This window comes from Arthrobacter sp. ISL-95, from assembly GCF_018613695.1.
Taxonomy (GTDB): domain Bacteria; phylum Actinomycetota; class Actinomycetes; order Actinomycetales; family Micrococcaceae; genus Arthrobacter.
Map to the genome: position 1 here is coordinate 34,855 of NZ_JAGGPR010000018.1, position 16,409 is coordinate 51,263.

A 16,409-nucleotide genomic window follows, 5' to 3' on the forward strand; every position below is an offset into this window, starting at 1 on the left:
AACATGAGGAGCACGTTATGAGAATTGGTTCTTCCATTGCATTGATTGCCATTGGAGCTATTCTGGCTTTCGCGCTCGCCCCCGGAATCATCCCCTTCCTCGATCAAGTCCTGGTGGGCTACATCCTGATGGCGGTGGGCGTTATCGGCCTCATCATCTCCATCGCCATGTCCAACCGGACCCGCCGCACCGTTGTTGAACGCCGCGGCGATCCCCACACGGTTGTCGAGCGGCGCCCGGAGGTCTAGCAGCCGCAATTCACCGAAGAAGCGCACGACGGCGGGTGGTCGCCGTCGTACGCTTCTTCAGTTAAGTCGTGCGCTTCTACAGTTAAGCGGTGTGCGGCTATGCGCTTGCGGCTCCGCTGCGCTGGCCGGCGGGGCTTTCCTTGAGAAGCTCGCCGACTCCGTTGACCCCGGCATGAGCCCCACGGCGCGGCTCGCCGCCGTCATCAGCGCAGGCACTACAGCCGGGTTGGATGACGACGTCTCCCGGATTCTCTACGAGTACTGGCCCCACATGCTCCGTGACGCCGAGCAACGCCGGATCCAGGAAGAGCTCACCGCTGCACAGGAACGCGTCTACCGGGAAATCATTGACGCCGGAACCCGCACCGGCGAGTTCTCTCCGCTTCTGGACCCGGCCAAGATCGCCCGGACCATGGTTGCCCCGGAAGATGGACTTGTGATGGACGTGCTGGCCGGCAGTGCCAGCAGTGAGTATGTGCTTGACCTGATGGTGAGCCTTGCGGCTGCTCTTCTGGGGATCAAAGCCGAGATCCTGCTTGAGTTCATTGCGGCCCGGAGCGTGTCAGCACCTGCTTCGTAACGGCGTAGGCTGCTGCCATGGAGAAGTCATTCAACATTGAACTGGTCAATCAGAACGAGTACTTGGTGCGGTGGGCCTCGGAAGGCCAAACCGGGGAATCCCTGGTCCACACCAACCCGGAGTTCCTTGCCGAGGTTGGCCTGGATGGTTTCGACGAGCAGCATGTTGTTGAAGAGACCACCACCTACTTGGCCGAACACCAACCCGTGATCGACTTCCCGCAGACCGTTGACCTCGAAGAGATTGCTGCCGCCTACACGGATTACGCTGAGCAGCTGAAGGCGCGGCTGGGCGCACGGTAGTCTGCCGCCGCGACGCTGAAGGCCCGGAAAACAGCAAAGGCCGTGAACCTCATCGAGGATCACGGCCCTTGCCTGTCGCGCTTACTAGTTGATCTGCTGCTTACTTGATCAGTGCGGCGGCTTGCAGATCAGGACTCGACGTCGGCCGTGACCCGCTCGCCGTTGAAGTACTCCAACTGCCAGCCGTCACTGACGTGGTGATGGGCAAGGTTGAGCGCCGCGTTCTGCACGCTGTCCAAGGTGCGTCCGATTGCTCGGCTCAGTGTCAGCCTGATCAGGGTGCCGTGTGCCACCACCAGAACGCGCTTGCCGGCAAACTCTCCGGCCAACGATTCCAAGGCGGCGATACCGCGGTTGGCGGCAGCCTCGTCGGTTTCGCCACCGCGGAAGCCTCCCGGGATGCGGAGTGCTTCCAGCTCGGGCCCGGCCTGGAGTCCTTCGGCGGGACCGAAGCTGCGCTCGGTGAGCTCCGGAACAAGCCGGGCGACCTTGAGCCCCAGGCCTTCGGCGATGATCCCGGCCGTTTCGGAGGCGCGGCTCAGGGGCGAGGACACCACGGTGTCCCATTGCTGATCGGACAGGAAGGCGACGGCGTCGCGCGCCTGTCCGCGTCCGACGTCGTTAAGCGGGATGTCGGTGGCCCCCTGCAACCTGCGCTCCGCGTTCCAATCGGTTTGGCCGTGGCGGACGAGGGCGAAAGTTGTGAGGGTCATGCCTTCCATTGTGCCTTGCGGGTGTGCCGCGCCGCTGTTTCCTACGTCACGTAACACCGCTGCCGCACCTAAGGAAGCGCCCCACGGCGGGAGGTCGCCGTCGGGCGTTTTGCTGCGGTTAGTGCCGCCCGGCCTGGTCCGTTGCCTAGGCAGCCTGGTCCCGTTGGTACACCGTTTTACCGCCAACCACGGTCTGAAGAACCTTCGCGTCCAAGAGCGAGGCCGGATTGTCCGCCGCGAGCACGTCGGTGTCCAGGACCACGAAGTCCGCGTACAGTCCGGCAGCAAGACGACCAATTTCGTGCTCTGCACCGCAGGTCCACGCAGAGTCCCGTGTGGCGTGTTCGATCGATTCGGCCAGGGGCAGCGCGAAATCCGGGAGGTTGATTCCGGCGGACGGATCCAACGCCGAAGCCCGGGTGGTAGCCACGTACATGTTGGGCAGCGGCGCGTGCGGGAGGTGGGGGAGTCCGTACCGAAAGCCAACCGGGCTCCCGTCTCCGTGATCCACGGCCACGGGAAGCCGCGATCCACGCGGTCGTCACCCAACTTAGCGGCCCAGTTCTCGCTGATGGCGGGATCGGCGTGGACCGGCTGCATGCTGGCCGTGATGCCCAACGAGGCGAGGCGATGGACGTCGGCCCTGTCCACCAACTCCAGATGCTCAATGCGGTGCCGGCGTTCGCGGGGGCCGTTCTCCGCAACGGCATGTTCCACGGCGCCGATGGCGATCCGTACTGATTCGTCACCGATGGCGTGCATCGCAACTTTCAAACCGGCGGCGTCTGCCGCGGCAACCACGGGTGCCAGTTCCTCGAGGCTCCAGATCGGCTCCGCATTTGAGCCATCGGCATATGGCATTCCGAGCGTGGCTGTGCACCCGTCGATGGTGCCGTCAATGATGATTTTGATGCCCACCACGCGCAGGAAAGGCGAATCATGGTCGACGGCGAGCGCGGCCGCACGCTGTACCTGGGCGATGTTTTCCTCCGCCGATCCAGCGTTGTTGACGCGCCAATAGGCGATGAGGCGGCTGGTCAATGAGCCGTCTTTGTCGGCCCGGTTGAAGGCTTCGAGGTCGGTTTCGTTGAAACCCATGTCGCAGGCAGTGGTCACGCCGGTCTCGCGGTAGGCGTGTTGGACGGCGGCGATGCTTGCCTCGTGCTCGTCCTCGCTCACCTGTGCGTCGAGGAAGGGGAGCACCATGTCGTAGAACGCGTTTTCGTCGATGTAGCCGGTAGCGTGTCCGTCGGAATCGCGCTTGATGGTGCCGCCGTGTGGATTCTGCGTGTTGTCATCGATCCCGAGTTCGGCAAGCGCCGCAGTGTTCACCCACACGGAGTGGAAGTCGTAGGCGAAGGCGTACACAGGTTTGTCCGGGACTGCGGCATCGAGCATCCCTGCGTCCGGCACGCCGCCCGAAATTGCGCCATGCAGCCAGCCGGTAGCCAGGATCCGGTCAGCATCCGGGCGTTCCGCGGCTCTTGCTTTGATTCGCTGCTGAATTTCCTCCACGGACTTGGCTCCCCAGAGGCTTACTTGCCCCAGGGCCTCTCCGGTGCCGACGACGTGCGCGTGGCCGTCCACGAAACCGGGGACCACCAAGCGGCCCTCGAGGTCAATCCGTTCTGCGTCCGGGCGAAGGCGTTCGGCTGTCTCGGCATCGCCGACGTAGAGGATGCGTTCGTCTTGAACGAGCATGGCCTCAGCCCAGCGGCGGGTATCGGAGGTGAAGATGCGGGCGTTGGCGTAGAGCTGGGTTTTCACGCTGCGGTTTCCTTGCTTTCCGGTGCTGTTTCTTCTGCTGGGATTTCTTGTGTAGCGAGGGGCTTATCCAGGGAGCGGCTGACATCCAGGAGCAGCTGATTCTGTAGTTCGTGGAGGTGGCCGGTATCAGGTTCCGGCCAGGTGGAAAGCTTGACGATCACCGTATCCGTGGAGGGATCGATCCAGAGGTACTGGCCGTAGATGCCGATTCCTGTCACGTTGCCGCGCTCGTTTCCTGTGCACCACCACTGGCGGGTGTAGGAGCCGTGGGGGTGTGCGCCGGTGAAAGAGGCATCGCCCATGGCTTGGTGGTCTCCTCCAGCGAGTATGCTGCGGACCCACCCTTCCGACACCACCCGGCCAGCCGGGCCGAGGCCGCCGTCGAGCATGAGGCGGCCTACCCGCGCGAGGTCGCGGGCGGTGCAGGAGACCCCGCCGTTTGCGAAGCCGAAGCCGCTGGAATCCACGGTGATGGTTGCATCCTGGTCGGCGTCGAGCTTGGACCACAAATATTTGGACAGGGCTTCCGAGTAGCGGAGACCGGTGACGTGCTCGATGGTCCATGCCAGCACGTCCGTGTTCGCGGAACAGTACTGGAAGCGGCCCACGGTGCCGTTGCCAGTAAGCGTGGTGAGAAAGGAGTAGGTGTCCTGCGGGTCGCCGTCCCGGTGGGTGCGCCAGCCGGCAGAGCGGTCGTGGGTCTGCACCTCGGAGGCCGGATCCAGGTAGTCCTCGCTGTAGTTGAGGTGCAGAGCCATGTCCAGCACGTGTTGGACGGTGGGGCCGTCGTAGGCTGATCCGGCGAGTTCGGGGACGTAGTCAACAACGCGGGCGGACGTGACGATCTCGCCGGAATCCACCAACGCTCCGATTACCAGGCCACACATCGACTTCGAAATGCTCATGACCAGATGCAGATCATCAGGGGCAAAGCCCGGGCGGTAGTACTCCGCAATGACTTCGTTGCGGTGCAGAACCAGGAAGGCGTCGGTGAAGCTCTCCTCCAGCTGTTGCCTCAGGCCGGGAACGGCCAAGGAGGCCAAACGGTCAGTAGCCGCAGCCGGGGCCGCCGGGAAATGGCGGGTGACTGACGCCGTCGGCAGCATTTCGCCAAGGTGGGCAAAGGTCCACCGGTTGTGTGGGCCCTCCTGCCAGGTGTCCAAGGTTGGTTGACCGGCGGCGCCCCAGTAACGCGGGGGATGGTTTCCGGGGGTGGTCATGCCGGGGCTCCTTCGGCGACCGGGGTTTTTCTGAGGCCGCGGCGTAACGCCGGGCTGAGGGCGATGTACAGGCCTGCGGTGACGATCATGGATACCGGCACTGCGAGGTCCATGGAGCCCATGGCGGCTGCCACGGGGCCTGTCCACACTGCGTTGCTGAGGAAGAGCGAGGCCACGGCCGCGCCCAGGATGACGGCGAGGAGGCCGGGAAGATGCCAGCCGCTTCTGTACCAGAAGGGGCTGCCGGGCTTCTCGTCAAAGAGGTCGTCGCCGCTGTAGCGGTTGCGCCGAAGGATGACGTCCGTGGCGAAGATGGTCATGGTGGGCCCTGAAATGAGGACCAGGAGTTGCAGCATCAGGTTGACGGCTTCCAAAAGGCTCGTGGACATGACGAGGTAGATGGTCAGCGCTGTGCCGATCGCTCCCACCACTACCGCGGACGGGATACGGCGGATGGGGACGCCGATGGATTGAAACGCCATGCTGGCCGTGTAGGTAGTCATGCCGTTGAGGGAGATGGTGTTGATGATGACGCCCACCACGAAGATGGGTCCGAGCCAGGCCGGAAGCAGGGCGAGGAGTGCTGACTCAATGCCAAGATCCATTGCTGCTGCGTCAATTCCCGTCGCCAACAACGAGCCCACGGCCGTGAAGAACATGCAAGGCAGGGCGCCGCCGAGGGCCGTGGCCGCAATGATGTGGGAAGGCTTGGTGGACTTGGGGAGGTAGCGGGCCAGGTCCGGGCTGTTCGAGTAGGACAGGGGAGTGGACGCCAGGATGGCGAAGCCGATTGTCATCGCGGCCCAGAGCGGCGCACCCTCCAACGGCGCAGGAGCAGCGTAACTCCACTGGACATGGGGCAGGACGAAGGCCGTGACCAGCAGGAAGATGGCCAGCAGCACCGCGGCCACCATGGGGTAACTGCGCAGGATCAGGCTGTGACCGTACACGGCCACCAGTACGGTAATCGCCGCAACCACAAGGGTGACGAACACCGGAACCAGGACAGGATCCGTGAAGCCAAGCTGTGCCAGGAGTTCAGCGCCCATGAAGGAGGACGCGAGCCAGTTCAGGGCCAGGAAGACCGCGGAGATGAACCAACCGAAGAAGGCCACCACCACTCGGTTGCCGCGGATTCCGTAGATGGCGCGGGTGATGACGGAGCCTGACGTCCCGGCGGCCGGGCCGCTTGTTGCGACGATGCCGGTGAGAATCCAAGGGAGGCTGCCGGCAATGATGACGGCGAGGGCTTGCCACAGCTCCAGGCCAAGCAAAATCAGGGAGGCGCCCACCGTCAAGTTCAGGACGCTGACATTTGGGGCCGCCCAGACCGGGAAGAGGTCCCTGGCGCGGCCATGCCGCTCTGAGGCTTCGATGAGTTCGATGCCGCGGGTTTCGGGGTGGGCGAGGGGCTCCGGGTAGCTGACCGGATCGGCCATGTGGGGGTGGGACAACGCTGTTCCTCTCGGGCAAGGACCGGCTCGCAACGCTGGGAAACCGGCCCATCGACGCTATTGATCGCATGACCAATGAGCTATTGGTCACTAATCCAATAGACTGAATGGCATGGTGTCAAGCCCCGCAGCCCAACGCGTCCGGAAGTTACCCGACGAGCGACGAGCCGAAATACTCGCCGAGGCCGCTTCCATTGCCTTGGGTGAGGGGCTCGAGCGGATTACCCTCCGCGCCGTTGCCGATCGCCTGGGTGTGCGTCCAGGGCTGATCAGCCACTACTACCCGGCAGCTGAGGACCTGGTGATCGCCGCGTTTGTGCGCGCCGTTTCAGAGGAGCGGGAAGAGTTGTTTCCCGACGACGGAACTCCCTTGGAGCGCATGGCTCACCTGGTCTCGCGCATCGAAAGTAATCAAACCTTGGAGCTCACCCGGCTGTGGCTCAACGCCCGGCACCTCTGCCGTTTCATACCGGCATTGACCGAGGCGCTGCTGGGGCAGGAATATCTGGATCGCAACCGGCTCACCGCCCTTATTGAGGATGGCGTCGCGTCCGGCGACTTCGTGGCGCCGGACCCCTTTGCGGCGTGCATCCGTATTTGGGTGGCCATTGACGGCGTGGGCTCCTATATCAACAACGCCGAGTCCTTCGACTATGACGCCTTCAAGCGGTTCGTTACCGACGTGGCTGAATGGTCGCTGGGTGTTCAGCCCGGCCAGCTTCGTGCTGCCGTGGACCGGCTGCGGACCGGCTGGTAGCGGGCCTGCGATGCCTTCGCATTACCCTTCCGTCTGTTTAATCAGTATCCTGATTACTTATCTGGTAAACCGGATGATGCTGTTTGGGCTGCTTGCCTGGGCCGCACGTGGCTGAAGCAGACGGCCGCGCGGCCATCGTGAAAGTTTGATTGACGGCATTGCTTGGGTGACGCAAGGACAGCGATAGGGTCCGTGACTCCGGGTATGCCTGAAGGACGTGACATTCGTGGGCAACAACTACGAGGCCGTGGACTCCCAGCTCCCCACCTCCAGCGCAACTGCAGAAACAGAAGCAGGCGCTACTGAAATACTTGACCACCGCTACCAGTTGGGATCCCTGCTGGGCAGAGGCGCCATGTCTGCCGTGTACCAAGCGACGGATCTGCTGCTTGGCCGTGATGTAGCCATCAAAATCTTCCTGCCCGGTTCCGGCGACGAGTCGTTCCGAGCCCGCCAGGAAAACGAAATGCGGCTCCTGGCCGCCTTTGACCACCCGGGGCTGGTGGCCGCCTTCGACGCAGGCGTCGATACACGCAACAACGAAGAACGCGCGTATCTGGTCATGGAACTGGCTGCAGGTCGGGATTTGCGCGCCGTGTTGACCGAGGGGCCGCTCACCGTTCCGGAGACCGCACGAATCGGGATCCGGCTCGCCGGGGCACTGTCCCAGGTTCACCAGCACGGTGTCATCCATCGCGACATCAAACCGGCCAACATCCTGGTATCCGACGACGACGGCCTGGGACAGCACTCCGTAAAACTGGCGGACTTCGGCGTCGCGCTGGTCATGAACGACAACCGCCTCACCGCAACCGGCTTCACTGTGGGGACCGCCCAGTATCTCAGCCCGGAACAGGCTCAAGGCCTTGGCCTGACTCCCGCGAGCGACATCTACTCGCTGGGCCTGGTGCTCCTCGAATGCCTCACCGGCCGGGCCGAGTACCCGGGAACACCCATTGAAACGGCATCAGCCCGCCTTCACCGCGCGCCGCAGATCCCCTTGGAATTGCCCGGTCCGCTGCGGGAACTGCTCGAAGCCATGACGGACATGGATCCTGAAAAGCGCCCCACCGCACAAGACATCGAGCAGGCGCTCGGCGACGAAGGCATACAGGCCGGGCGAAGGACCGCGCTCCTGCCTTCCATGCCTTCGCGGCCACCACTGCGCACGCCAACCAGGCGGCAGGCCACAGTTTCAGGTCTCAGAGACTTCAGCAAACGGCGACCCAAGACCGTTCGCGGTGTGGCCGCTGCGGCGGTAACCATTCCGCTCGCTCTCCTGATCCTCGCCCAGGGGCTCACGCCCACAAGCAACACCGCAGATCCCTCCCAGCCTGCGGACACCGGCGTCTCGCAGGCAGAGCCGCAACCAACCGCGCCGGTTGTGCCCGCTCTTCCTGTTGCGCCTTCGCCCGCTGACGCTGTGCCAGCCGACGCCGGTAACTCCGGCGCCGGAAATGTTGACGTCCAGCCCGCTGATGTAGTCAATCTGCAGGAGCCAGCCCAGGACCCGGCACCTGCTCCAGTACAGGCGCCCGCTCCAGTACAAGCGCCCGCCGTGGTGCCGGGCCCGGACATTGCCAAGGAAAAGAGCAACGGCATGAGTGAGAAAAAGTCTGAAAAGGCCAAGGGATCCGGCGAGGGCAAGTAGCCCCAACCCACTGAAATAACGCACGACGGCGACCTGCCGCCGTCGTGCGCGCTCCGTCCCGGACGTTCAGCGTCCGGCAACGCACCCCGGGGCGTTGCTGCGGCACTTGTACGATGCGCCCGGCTTCAGGTCGATCCCCGCGAAAAGCTGCGGGAGAGTAACCAAGTAGAAGCCCTTGCCTTTGAGCTGGGTGATGAGTTCGCCTTGGCCGTCCACGGTGGAGGCGTGGACGTCGTGCAGGAGGATGATGGATCCGGGCTTGACCAGGCTCATGATCCGGGGGAGGAACACGGCCTTGTTCTTGGATTGCCAATCCATGGAGTCCACATCCCAGAGGATCTGGGGCAATCCCACCGAAGCGGCAACTGACTTGTTGGTGGCTCCGTAGGGTGGACGGACATAGGCCGGTACCACTCCAGTCGCCTTCTCGATGGCGTTCCTGGCCCCTTGGACTTCGCCCTCGATGCCGGCCGGTGACAGCTTGGTGAGGTATGCATGGCTCATGGTGTGGTTTGCGATGGTGTGACCGGCAGCTGCCACGGCCTTCGCCACCTCCGGATTTGCCCTGACGTACCCGCCCTGTTGGAAGAACGTGGCAAAGACATTGTGTTTTTCGAGAATCGCCAGAAGACGGGTTGTTTGGGCGTTTGGCCCGTCGTCGTACGTGAGGGCAGCGCAGGCCACGAGGTTGCAGTTGATGTGAGCTGCGCCGTCGGGGGATGGTCGGGGAGCATTGAAGGGTGCGCCGCTGATCACTGCAGTGCGAAGACGCTGGCCTGCGGGCGATAGGACATCGACTGTTGCCTCGGCATTCAACGTCACCGTGAGGGACCGCGGGAGGGCTGCGCCTGTTCCGGGGTCCTGGTGCAGAGTGACGCTGAGGTTTCCTTCGGAGGTGAATACGACGGCGGTGAGCAACCCGGCGTCGTCAGCGGAACTTGGTGACGGGGCTTGTGTTGGTGCCGAGGTCGCGGCGGAGGACGACGTCGCAGAAACCGGGCTGATGGCTTCTGCAAGTATCGCCCGCAACCTGTCTGTCATAGCGGAGTTGATCAAGGCAGCACTACCGGTGACAACGCCGGTGCTGAGGTCCTCGTAGGTGATCTCATTGACGAGACCGGTGCGGACGCCGTCGCTCATTGTTGTTTGCACAAACCTGGACCCAACAATGCTGCCGGTAGCCAGGACGATTTCATGGGTGACCGAAACACCATCGGCAAGGAGAGCGCCGGGCGTGGCCGGCAGCGCCGCAGGTTCGTGGAGTCCCCCGGCCCTCGTATCGAAAATACTGAGCAGCAGGGTATCGAGCCTGTTGTTGAAAGCCTCCGCCCCGCTGATGTACTGCCACGTCGCAACGGTAGGTGCTGCGCCTGCCGTGCGTGTCGTCATGTCAACGATGGATCCCTGCAGAGCAGACCCCTGCAGGTGGATCTTGGACGGTGCCTCGCCGATCACCGCGATGGGTGCGCTGAGCCCCGGCTGGAGGGGGTGCCCTGGCTGGATAGGCACGGGGACGCAGGCGGACAGGAAGAGCACGATGACGACGAGTGGAATCGTGAACGGTGAGCGGACGGGGGCGGGCCGCTGCATGGTTGCCTCTACCGGGCGTACGAGGTGGTCATGCCTCGAATAATGACAGGCACAACGCCTCAGGACCCGGCGACACCCCGGAGCCCCTAGAGACCGGAGGGAAAGCTGATCGCTACGGTGGTTCCGCCGCCGGGAGTTTCCGTCAGGGTGAGGTCGCCCCCGTGTGCCTTGGCGATGCTGCTGCAGGTGGCCAAACCGAGTCCGGAACCCGGACCGTCGCCCTCCCGACGCAGACGCACCAAGGGCTCCAGGGCTTTGGCGCGATCCTCGGGCTTGATGCCCTTACCGTTGTCGGCCACGAAGATGGTGGCGCCCTGATAGTTGGAAACCCCGCTGATCCGGACGCGGAGATCGCGATCAGGACTGCGGTAGTTCATGGCATTGGAGAGCAGGTTCTGCAGCAGCGTCCGCAGTTGTCCGCGGTCGGCATGCAGAGCCAGATCCTCCACCTCCACGATCCGGTGGTTCTCAATGCCCAAGTCACGGACCACTTCTTCGGTGACCTGGCGCAGGGAGACGCTGGTGGGCTGGACTGCGCCGCCCACCCGGGAGTAGCTCAGAACGTCCTCGAGCATGCCCAGCATCCGCCGTCCGCTGGAGCCGATACGGTCCAGGTAACGTGCAGCGGTGCTGTTCGGTTCGACGTCGGGATCGTCCTCCACCAGCTCCACGTAGCCCAGAATGGTGGTGAGGGGATGCGGAGGTCGTGGCTGACGCGCCCGGCAAACCCTGCGAGCTTGGCGTTGCTGTCCCTCAGCTCGGCATAGGTCCGGTCCAGCTGGACGGTGCGGTGGTGAAGCTCCAACAACTCCACCACCTGCTTCGCCAAAACCTCCAGCATGCTCACCTGTTCGGGCCGCAGCTCATTGGTTTTATCCGAGAAGACGCACAAGGTTCCAGGGACGAATCCGGATTCCGTTTGCAGAGGGACTGATGCATAGAAGCGGACTTTTCCGATTTCACCGGTAACGAAGGGATTGTCCGCGAAGCGCGGATCCTGTGACGCATCTGCCACCACGGTCCTCTCGCGGGAGAGGAACACCTTGGCGCACATGGAGTCCTCACGCGAGCAGACGCCGGGGTCCACGCCCCAAGCGCCGATTTGGTGCTGGTACTCCGCGCTGATGATGTTGACCACGCCAAAGGGAGCACCGCAAAGCTCCGTGGCGAGCCGCACCAGGTTTTGGAGGGCACTCATGACGGCGGCATTGGGAAGCAGGGTGGAATCCGCCGCAGGGTCCAGGCCATACTCCTGTAATTCCAGGTCACGGCTGATGTCGTCAGTGAAGGACAACTGCCCCTGAACTTCCGTCATGTTATTACTCCCCCAAGCGTCATTAGGATTCCCTGCCGATACTACCGGGACGGTGGCGGCGGTGGTTTACTGGGACCCATGACCGAGCAGGAACCGGCCCCGGCCGCGTCTACTGACAGTATCGATCTCTCCGTACGCACTCCCGCACAAAGATCCCGGACCTTCTACGGGATCCTGGTAAACACGGCCCTGGCGAACATCACCACCAGTTACCTGTGGTTCGCCCTGACTTTCTGGGTGTACTTGGAGACACGCAACGTCATTGCTACGGGAGTGATCGGCGGTGCCTACATGCTTCTGATCGCCCTCTCCAGCATCAGTTTTGGAACCTTCGTGGACCGATACCGGAAACTGGCCGTGATGCGTTTCGCAGCTGCATTCACCATGGTGATGTTCGTCCTCTCAGGCGTCATGTTCCTGCTGACACCGGAGCAAGCGCTCCTGGACCTGAAACAGCCGTGGTTCTGGATCTTCACCCTGATCATCCTGATCGGCGCGGTGGTTGAGAACATGCGGAACATTGCCCTGTCCACCACCGTCACCATCCTGATCGAACCCGATCGGCGGGCCAATGCCAACGGGCTGGTGGGCATGGTGCAAGGGCTCATGTTCATTGTCACCTCCGTCCTCTCCGGGCTATCGGTGGGGCTGCTGGGCATGGGCTGGACGGTAGTTATGGCCCTGGTTCTGACCGCGCTCGCCTTCGCACACTTGCTCACGTTGCGCCTGCCGGAGGAAGTGAAGGCAGCGGCCTCCGATGCACAAGGCGGCTTTGACCTGCGGGGGTCGTGGGCTGCGGTCATGGCGATATCCGGGCTGTTCGCGCTGATCCTCTTCTCCACGTTCAACAACTTCATCGGCGGCGTCTACATGGCGTTGATGGACCCCTACGGCTTGGAGATGTTCTCCGTTGAAATGTGGGGAGTTGTCTTTGCCATTGGTGCCACGGGCTTCATCCTGGGCGGTGCGCTGATAGGAAAGTTCGGCCTCGGGTCCAACCCTTTGCGGACCATGCTCATTGCTGTGGCGCTCATGGGGGTAGTCGGTGCGGTGTTCACCTTCCGGGAGTGGGCCTGGCTCTACATTGTGGGAATCTGGGTCTACATGGCATTGGTCCCCGTGGTGGAAGCCGCTGAACAGACCGTTATTCAAAGTGTGGTGCCACTTCCCCGGCAGGGCAGGGTGTTTGGCTTCGCCATGGCATTCGAGTCCGCGGCAGCACCCATCACTGCCTTCCTCATTGCGCCGATCGCCCAATTCTGGATCATCCCCTACGCCCGTTCCGCTGAGGGCTCGGCCAGCCTGGAACCGCTGTTGGGCGAGGGGATCTCCCGTGGCATCGCCCTGGTGTTTTTGGCTGCCGGCATCATCATGATCGTGGTGGCGTTGATCGCCTTCCTGACTCCGGTCTACCGTCGCGTATCTGCCTCATACGCGCAGAAAGCGGCGGAGGAGCAGGAGAGCGAAAACGTGGATTCACCGTCCTCCCACTAGAGGTGTCCTCCAGGGAGTATTGCTCGTGACAATGCCGGCTTTCCGGGTCGATCACGACGCTGCGTGCACCGCGGCTCCTGCCGCGGCAGAACTGCCAAGATCACTCTTTTCCAGAGCCTGTCTCGCCTCGATGGCGTTGGCCCAGGCTTCGGTGGAGGCAACCGCAGCCCAGTTGGAGTTCAGCAGCGCCATCAATGTGGAGTGCACGGTCTTTGCGTCGGCGGTTCCTGCGTCGTTGCTCAGGTTGATGGCTCCCGTTGCATCCGAGAGGACTTCGGTGTTGAAGCCGAGGACCTCCGCTTCAACGGCCGAGGCCAGGATGCAGTTGTTGGTCATGTAGCCCACCAAGGTGACGGTATCGACGTCGTGCTCCCGCAGCCAGACGGCAACATCGGTGCCGGCGTAAACCGAGCCGTATTGCTTGGTGACGTTTTTCCAGGAACTGGTCCTGCGGGCTTCCACCTCGGGGTGCAGCTCGTATTCAACTGTTCCCGGGGCGAAGACGGGCGCGCCTTCTCCGGCATTGTGCTGGATCGCTGCGATGGGAATGCCGGCGGCAGTTGCAGTATCGATTGCCTTGGCGATCATGGGAAGCGACTCCTGGTGGTGCGGGTACTGAATCTCCAGAGGTCCGCTGAAGTACTGCTGCTGGACGTCGACGAGGATCAAGGCGCGGCGGGCTGTGCTCATGGTGTTCTCCCGGAGTGATTACTTGGGCGTATTCGGTGGTCCCTTCCACCTTCCGTCCATGCGTCATCAGGCACCAGTGGCACGTATGCCCATATACGATTGATTCGGGCCAAAAGGAAGAAGGGGCGCAGTGTGAAGATCGCGGTATATGCCTTCAACGGCGTCACGATGTTCCACCTGGCCGTCCCCCAAATGGTGTTCGACGAAGTTTCACGTCAGGGATTGGCTGAGTGGACAACTGTCCTGTTCTCCGACCGGGCCGGCCACGTCCAAACCGCTGAGGGGTACACGTTGGGGCAGGTCCAGGGACCGTCGACGGCGGAACAGGCCGACGTCGTGGTGGTGCCCTCGTGGTTCGACGACGAACGCGAGCCCGGCGAAGCCCTCAGCGAGGTCCTCCGGCAAGCCCACGGCAGGGGCGCAACGATTGTGGGTCTATGCCTGGGAGCCATTCCTGTTGCTGACGCCGGTCTCCTGAACGGACGTTCTGCCGTAACGCACTGGCAGGCCTTTGATTCCCTCGCTGTCCGGCATCCCGATGTCTCCCTGGACCAAACGGTGCTGTACATCGATCACGGCGATGTCCTCACCTCCGCCGGTACAGCGTCCGGACTCGATGCGTGCCTGCACGTTGTGAGGGGCCGCTTGGGGTCGGAGGCAGCCAACCAGGTGGCGCGAAGCCTGGTCATCGCTCCACACCGTGAAGGTGGGCAGGCCCAATACATCGAGCACCCCCTCCCGCCGCGAGCCGAAGGCGACCCCATGGCGCGGCTGCTCGAGTGGGCCATGGGGCGGCTGGGCGAACCCCTCAGCATTGAACGGCTCGCGGCCCAAGCCCACATGAGCCGACGAACCTTTGTACGGGCCTTCCGCGCCTCAACCGGGACCACGCCGTCGGCCTGGATACGGACCCGCCGGCTGGATGCTGCCCGCAGGTTGTTGGAAACTACCCAACTATCCATCGACCAGGTGGCGGCCGACTGCGGCTTTGGCAGCGCAGTGACCCTTAGGCAGAACTTTGCGGGGGCTTTTTCCACTTCGCCCACGGACTACAGGCGTCGCTTTACGGCCTGACTCCTTCCGGTGTAACGCACAGCCAAAGATCACTCTTTTCGGATGAGACGTGATGATTGCCGCGTGGTGCAGGGTGGAGTCAGTCCGCGGCGCGCGGGCGGTCCTGCGATCCTGCAGAGATGGAGACGGTTCTATGGCTGAGGCGGACCACGTCGATTACACTCTCCAGCTTGAGCCGGACAACGTCTTGTTACTGGCATGGGATCCGGGTGTCCGTATTGAGGCCCACAATGCCCGGGCAGCCGTGAATGCAGTCAACGAATTCGCTGTCGGTAATCGCTATCCCTTGCTGGTCAGAATGGCTAACGCAAGTCACTTGAGCCGCGCAGCACGGGACGTTTTCATCGAACCCTGCGCGGCTTCCAGAATCGCATTGCTGGGTGAAAACGCCGTTGACCGCATACTCGTCGATTACCAACTGGCCGCCCAGCCGGCACCCTGCCCCACGCGGTTCTTTACCTCCGAAGTTGAGGCAAGGACGTGGCTCGTGGAAGCAGAGCAGCCAGCCGATCCTCAGAGAAACCCTGCAGGTTCGCTGGGAGCATCTCCGCCGTGACCACGCCGGCAGAAACGTTCCCTACCTCTTCGCGTGAGAACTCCGTGACGCTCTATACCTCGGACAGGAGGTATGGAAGTATCGGCAAATGGACCAATATCTGTGGGTGTTGAAACAAGATCAACTTGATGTGATTCGCGAATTGGAGCCAGCCAGACTTGAGCTCCTGGACGAGGACGGCCTCCTCAAACTCCATAAACGGGTGCGGAAGGCCCGGAACAAATACACCACCAATTACCGGCGCAAAGCAGCAGACGAGGTACTGGTAGCTGGTGGTCGCGGAGCCGCAGCCAACAAGTCGGACAAAGCGCGGGCGCGGGCGTTTGTGTTCGAGGAAGCACTCTCGATTGTGAGCAACGAACTCGCCCGGGTGGCGCACGAGGCCGCCGAGGAACTTAAGGATGAGCGGCTGGAACGCGCCAGCGCCGGCAAGTCCACAGGACCGGAGAGTACCGGAACCGGCAGCCCCTCCACCGACGATTCCGGCCGCGCACGCTCCCACCAAAAAACCACCGGCGGAGTAAAACGGGACGCCTCCAGCAGCTCGCAAGGCGCCCGACGCCAAGCGAAGAAGGACGCGCGCTAAGCCGACCACCAGCGAAAAGCAGCAAACGCACGACGGCGGGAGGTCGCCGTCGTACGTCTGCTGCGCAGCCCCTCTCGGGTACGGCGATCTCTCCGGCGGATCCCTGCACGCCTGCGTGGGCGGTTTACCGGAAATGGGAGCTGCAGCCAATAACTGCAGTCCACTGTGAGGTCCTGTCCACCAAGGCAGCCAGGAGTTTTGGCGGTTGCAGCATCACCGTCCAGACCTCCGGGCCGGCCGATACCTGGCTGAACCTTGGCCAGTGCCAACTGAAGGAGGGCTACAACGGCGAGGTTCGGATCGACGTCGACCCCTCCCGTTCTCCCGGCTTGGACAGCCAGCGGCACGCTTCGGCTGGTAGTCAAAGGTGCCGTGACCATCCACCGGCTGCAGCTGAGCCAGCGCTCGGCCC

Annotated in this window: 14 protein-coding genes and 2 pseudogenes; 9 read left to right on the top strand and 7 right to left on the bottom strand. The window is 63.0% G+C overall.

Annotation, left to right across the window (positions count from 1 at the left end):
- The first annotated feature begins 17 nt into the window (after positions 1-17).
- The 3 genes from J7I86_RS20965 (at position 18) to J7I86_RS20975 (ending at position 1,130) form a co-directional block, all read left to right on the top strand.
- Positions 18-248, top strand: coding sequence for a DUF6458 family protein (locus J7I86_RS20965; protein ID WP_214822784.1), 231 nt, complete (start codon positions 18-20; stop codon positions 246-248).
- A gap of 91 nt (positions 249-339) precedes the next feature.
- Entirely contained in the window at positions 340-828 is a 489-nt protein-coding gene (locus tag J7I86_RS20970; protein WP_309476776.1) for a TetR family transcriptional regulator C-terminal domain-containing protein, read from the top strand.
- Between the two features lie 17 nt (positions 829-845).
- On the top strand, positions 846-1,130 hold the full coding sequence (locus tag J7I86_RS20975; protein WP_214822785.1) for a hypothetical protein: 285 nt from the start codon (positions 846-848) through the stop codon (positions 1,128-1,130).
- A gap of 128 nt (positions 1,131-1,258) precedes the next feature.
- Here the strand turns inward: J7I86_RS20975 and J7I86_RS20980 are convergent, their stop codons facing one another.
- From J7I86_RS20980 to J7I86_RS20995, 4 genes and pseudogenes are all read right to left on the bottom strand, one after another.
- On the bottom strand, positions 1,259-1,852 hold the full coding sequence (locus tag J7I86_RS20980; RefSeq protein ID WP_214822786.1) for a histidine phosphatase family protein: 594 nt from the start codon (positions 1,850-1,852) through the stop codon (positions 1,259-1,261).
- 136 nt (positions 1,853-1,988) lie between these two features.
- Positions 1,989-3,610 (bottom strand): annotated as a pseudogene (locus J7I86_RS20985) (amidohydrolase).
- Positions 3,607-4,830, bottom strand: a complete 1,224-nt coding sequence (locus tag J7I86_RS20990) for a serine hydrolase (RefSeq protein WP_214822787.1) — start codon at positions 4,828-4,830, stop codon at positions 3,607-3,609. The pseudogene J7I86_RS20985 and the gene J7I86_RS20990 overlap by 4 nt, the downstream one beginning before the upstream one ends.
- Positions 4,827-6,269, bottom strand: a complete 1,443-nt coding sequence (locus J7I86_RS20995) for a cytosine permease (protein WP_214822834.1) — start codon at positions 6,267-6,269, stop codon at positions 4,827-4,829. The genes J7I86_RS20990 and J7I86_RS20995 overlap by 4 nt, the downstream gene beginning before the upstream one ends.
- 127 nt (positions 6,270-6,396) lie before the next feature.
- Here J7I86_RS20995 and J7I86_RS21000 point away from each other — a divergent pair, with 127 nt between their 5' ends.
- A complete protein-coding gene (locus tag J7I86_RS21000) occupies positions 6,397-7,041 on the top strand; it encodes a TetR/AcrR family transcriptional regulator (RefSeq protein ID WP_214822788.1) in 645 nt (214 codons plus the stop codon).
- Between the two features lie 226 nt (positions 7,042-7,267).
- On the top strand, positions 7,268-8,692 hold the full coding sequence (locus J7I86_RS21005; RefSeq protein ID WP_214822789.1) for a serine/threonine-protein kinase: 1,425 nt from the start codon (positions 7,268-7,270) through the stop codon (positions 8,690-8,692).
- A 66-nt stretch (positions 8,693-8,758) separates the two neighbouring features.
- On the opposite strand, the gene J7I86_RS21010 is transcribed toward J7I86_RS21005, so the two are convergent.
- Positions 8,759-10,282: a polysaccharide deacetylase family protein gene (locus tag J7I86_RS21010; protein ID WP_286180099.1), complete on the bottom strand. Its 1,524-nt coding sequence runs from the start codon at positions 10,280-10,282 to the stop codon at positions 8,759-8,761.
- 86 nt (positions 10,283-10,368) lie between these two features.
- Positions 10,369-11,597 (bottom strand): annotated as a pseudogene (locus J7I86_RS21015) (ATP-binding protein).
- Between the two features lie 78 nt (positions 11,598-11,675).
- Here J7I86_RS21015 and J7I86_RS21020 point away from each other — a divergent pair.
- Positions 11,676-13,091 (top strand): MFS transporter, encoded by a 1,416-nt coding sequence (locus J7I86_RS21020; RefSeq protein WP_214822790.1) that lies wholly within the window; start codon positions 11,676-11,678, stop codon positions 13,089-13,091.
- Positions 13,092-13,142: 51 nt separating this feature from the next.
- Here J7I86_RS21020 and J7I86_RS21025 read toward each other — a convergent pair whose 3' ends face one another.
- Entirely contained in the window at positions 13,143-13,781 is a 639-nt protein-coding gene (locus J7I86_RS21025; RefSeq protein ID WP_214822791.1) for an isochorismatase family protein, read from the bottom strand.
- 132 nt (positions 13,782-13,913) lie between these two features.
- Here J7I86_RS21025 and J7I86_RS21030 point away from each other — a divergent pair, with 132 nt between their 5' ends.
- From J7I86_RS21030 to J7I86_RS21040, 3 genes are all read left to right on the top strand, one after another.
- Positions 13,914-14,855: a GlxA family transcriptional regulator gene (locus J7I86_RS21030; RefSeq protein ID WP_214822792.1), complete on the top strand. Its 942-nt coding sequence runs from the start codon at positions 13,914-13,916 to the stop codon at positions 14,853-14,855.
- Positions 14,856-14,988: 133 nt separating this feature from the next.
- On the top strand, positions 14,989-15,411 hold the full coding sequence (locus J7I86_RS21035) for an STAS/SEC14 domain-containing protein (RefSeq protein WP_214822793.1): 423 nt from the start codon (positions 14,989-14,991) through the stop codon (positions 15,409-15,411).
- 106 nt (positions 15,412-15,517) lie between these two features.
- Positions 15,518-15,997 carry a hypothetical protein gene (locus J7I86_RS21040; RefSeq protein ID WP_309476777.1) on the top strand — a complete coding sequence of 160 codons (480 nt, stop codon included), beginning with the start codon at positions 15,518-15,520 and terminating at the stop codon, positions 15,995-15,997.
- The last annotated feature ends 412 nt before the right edge of the window (positions 15,998-16,409 follow it).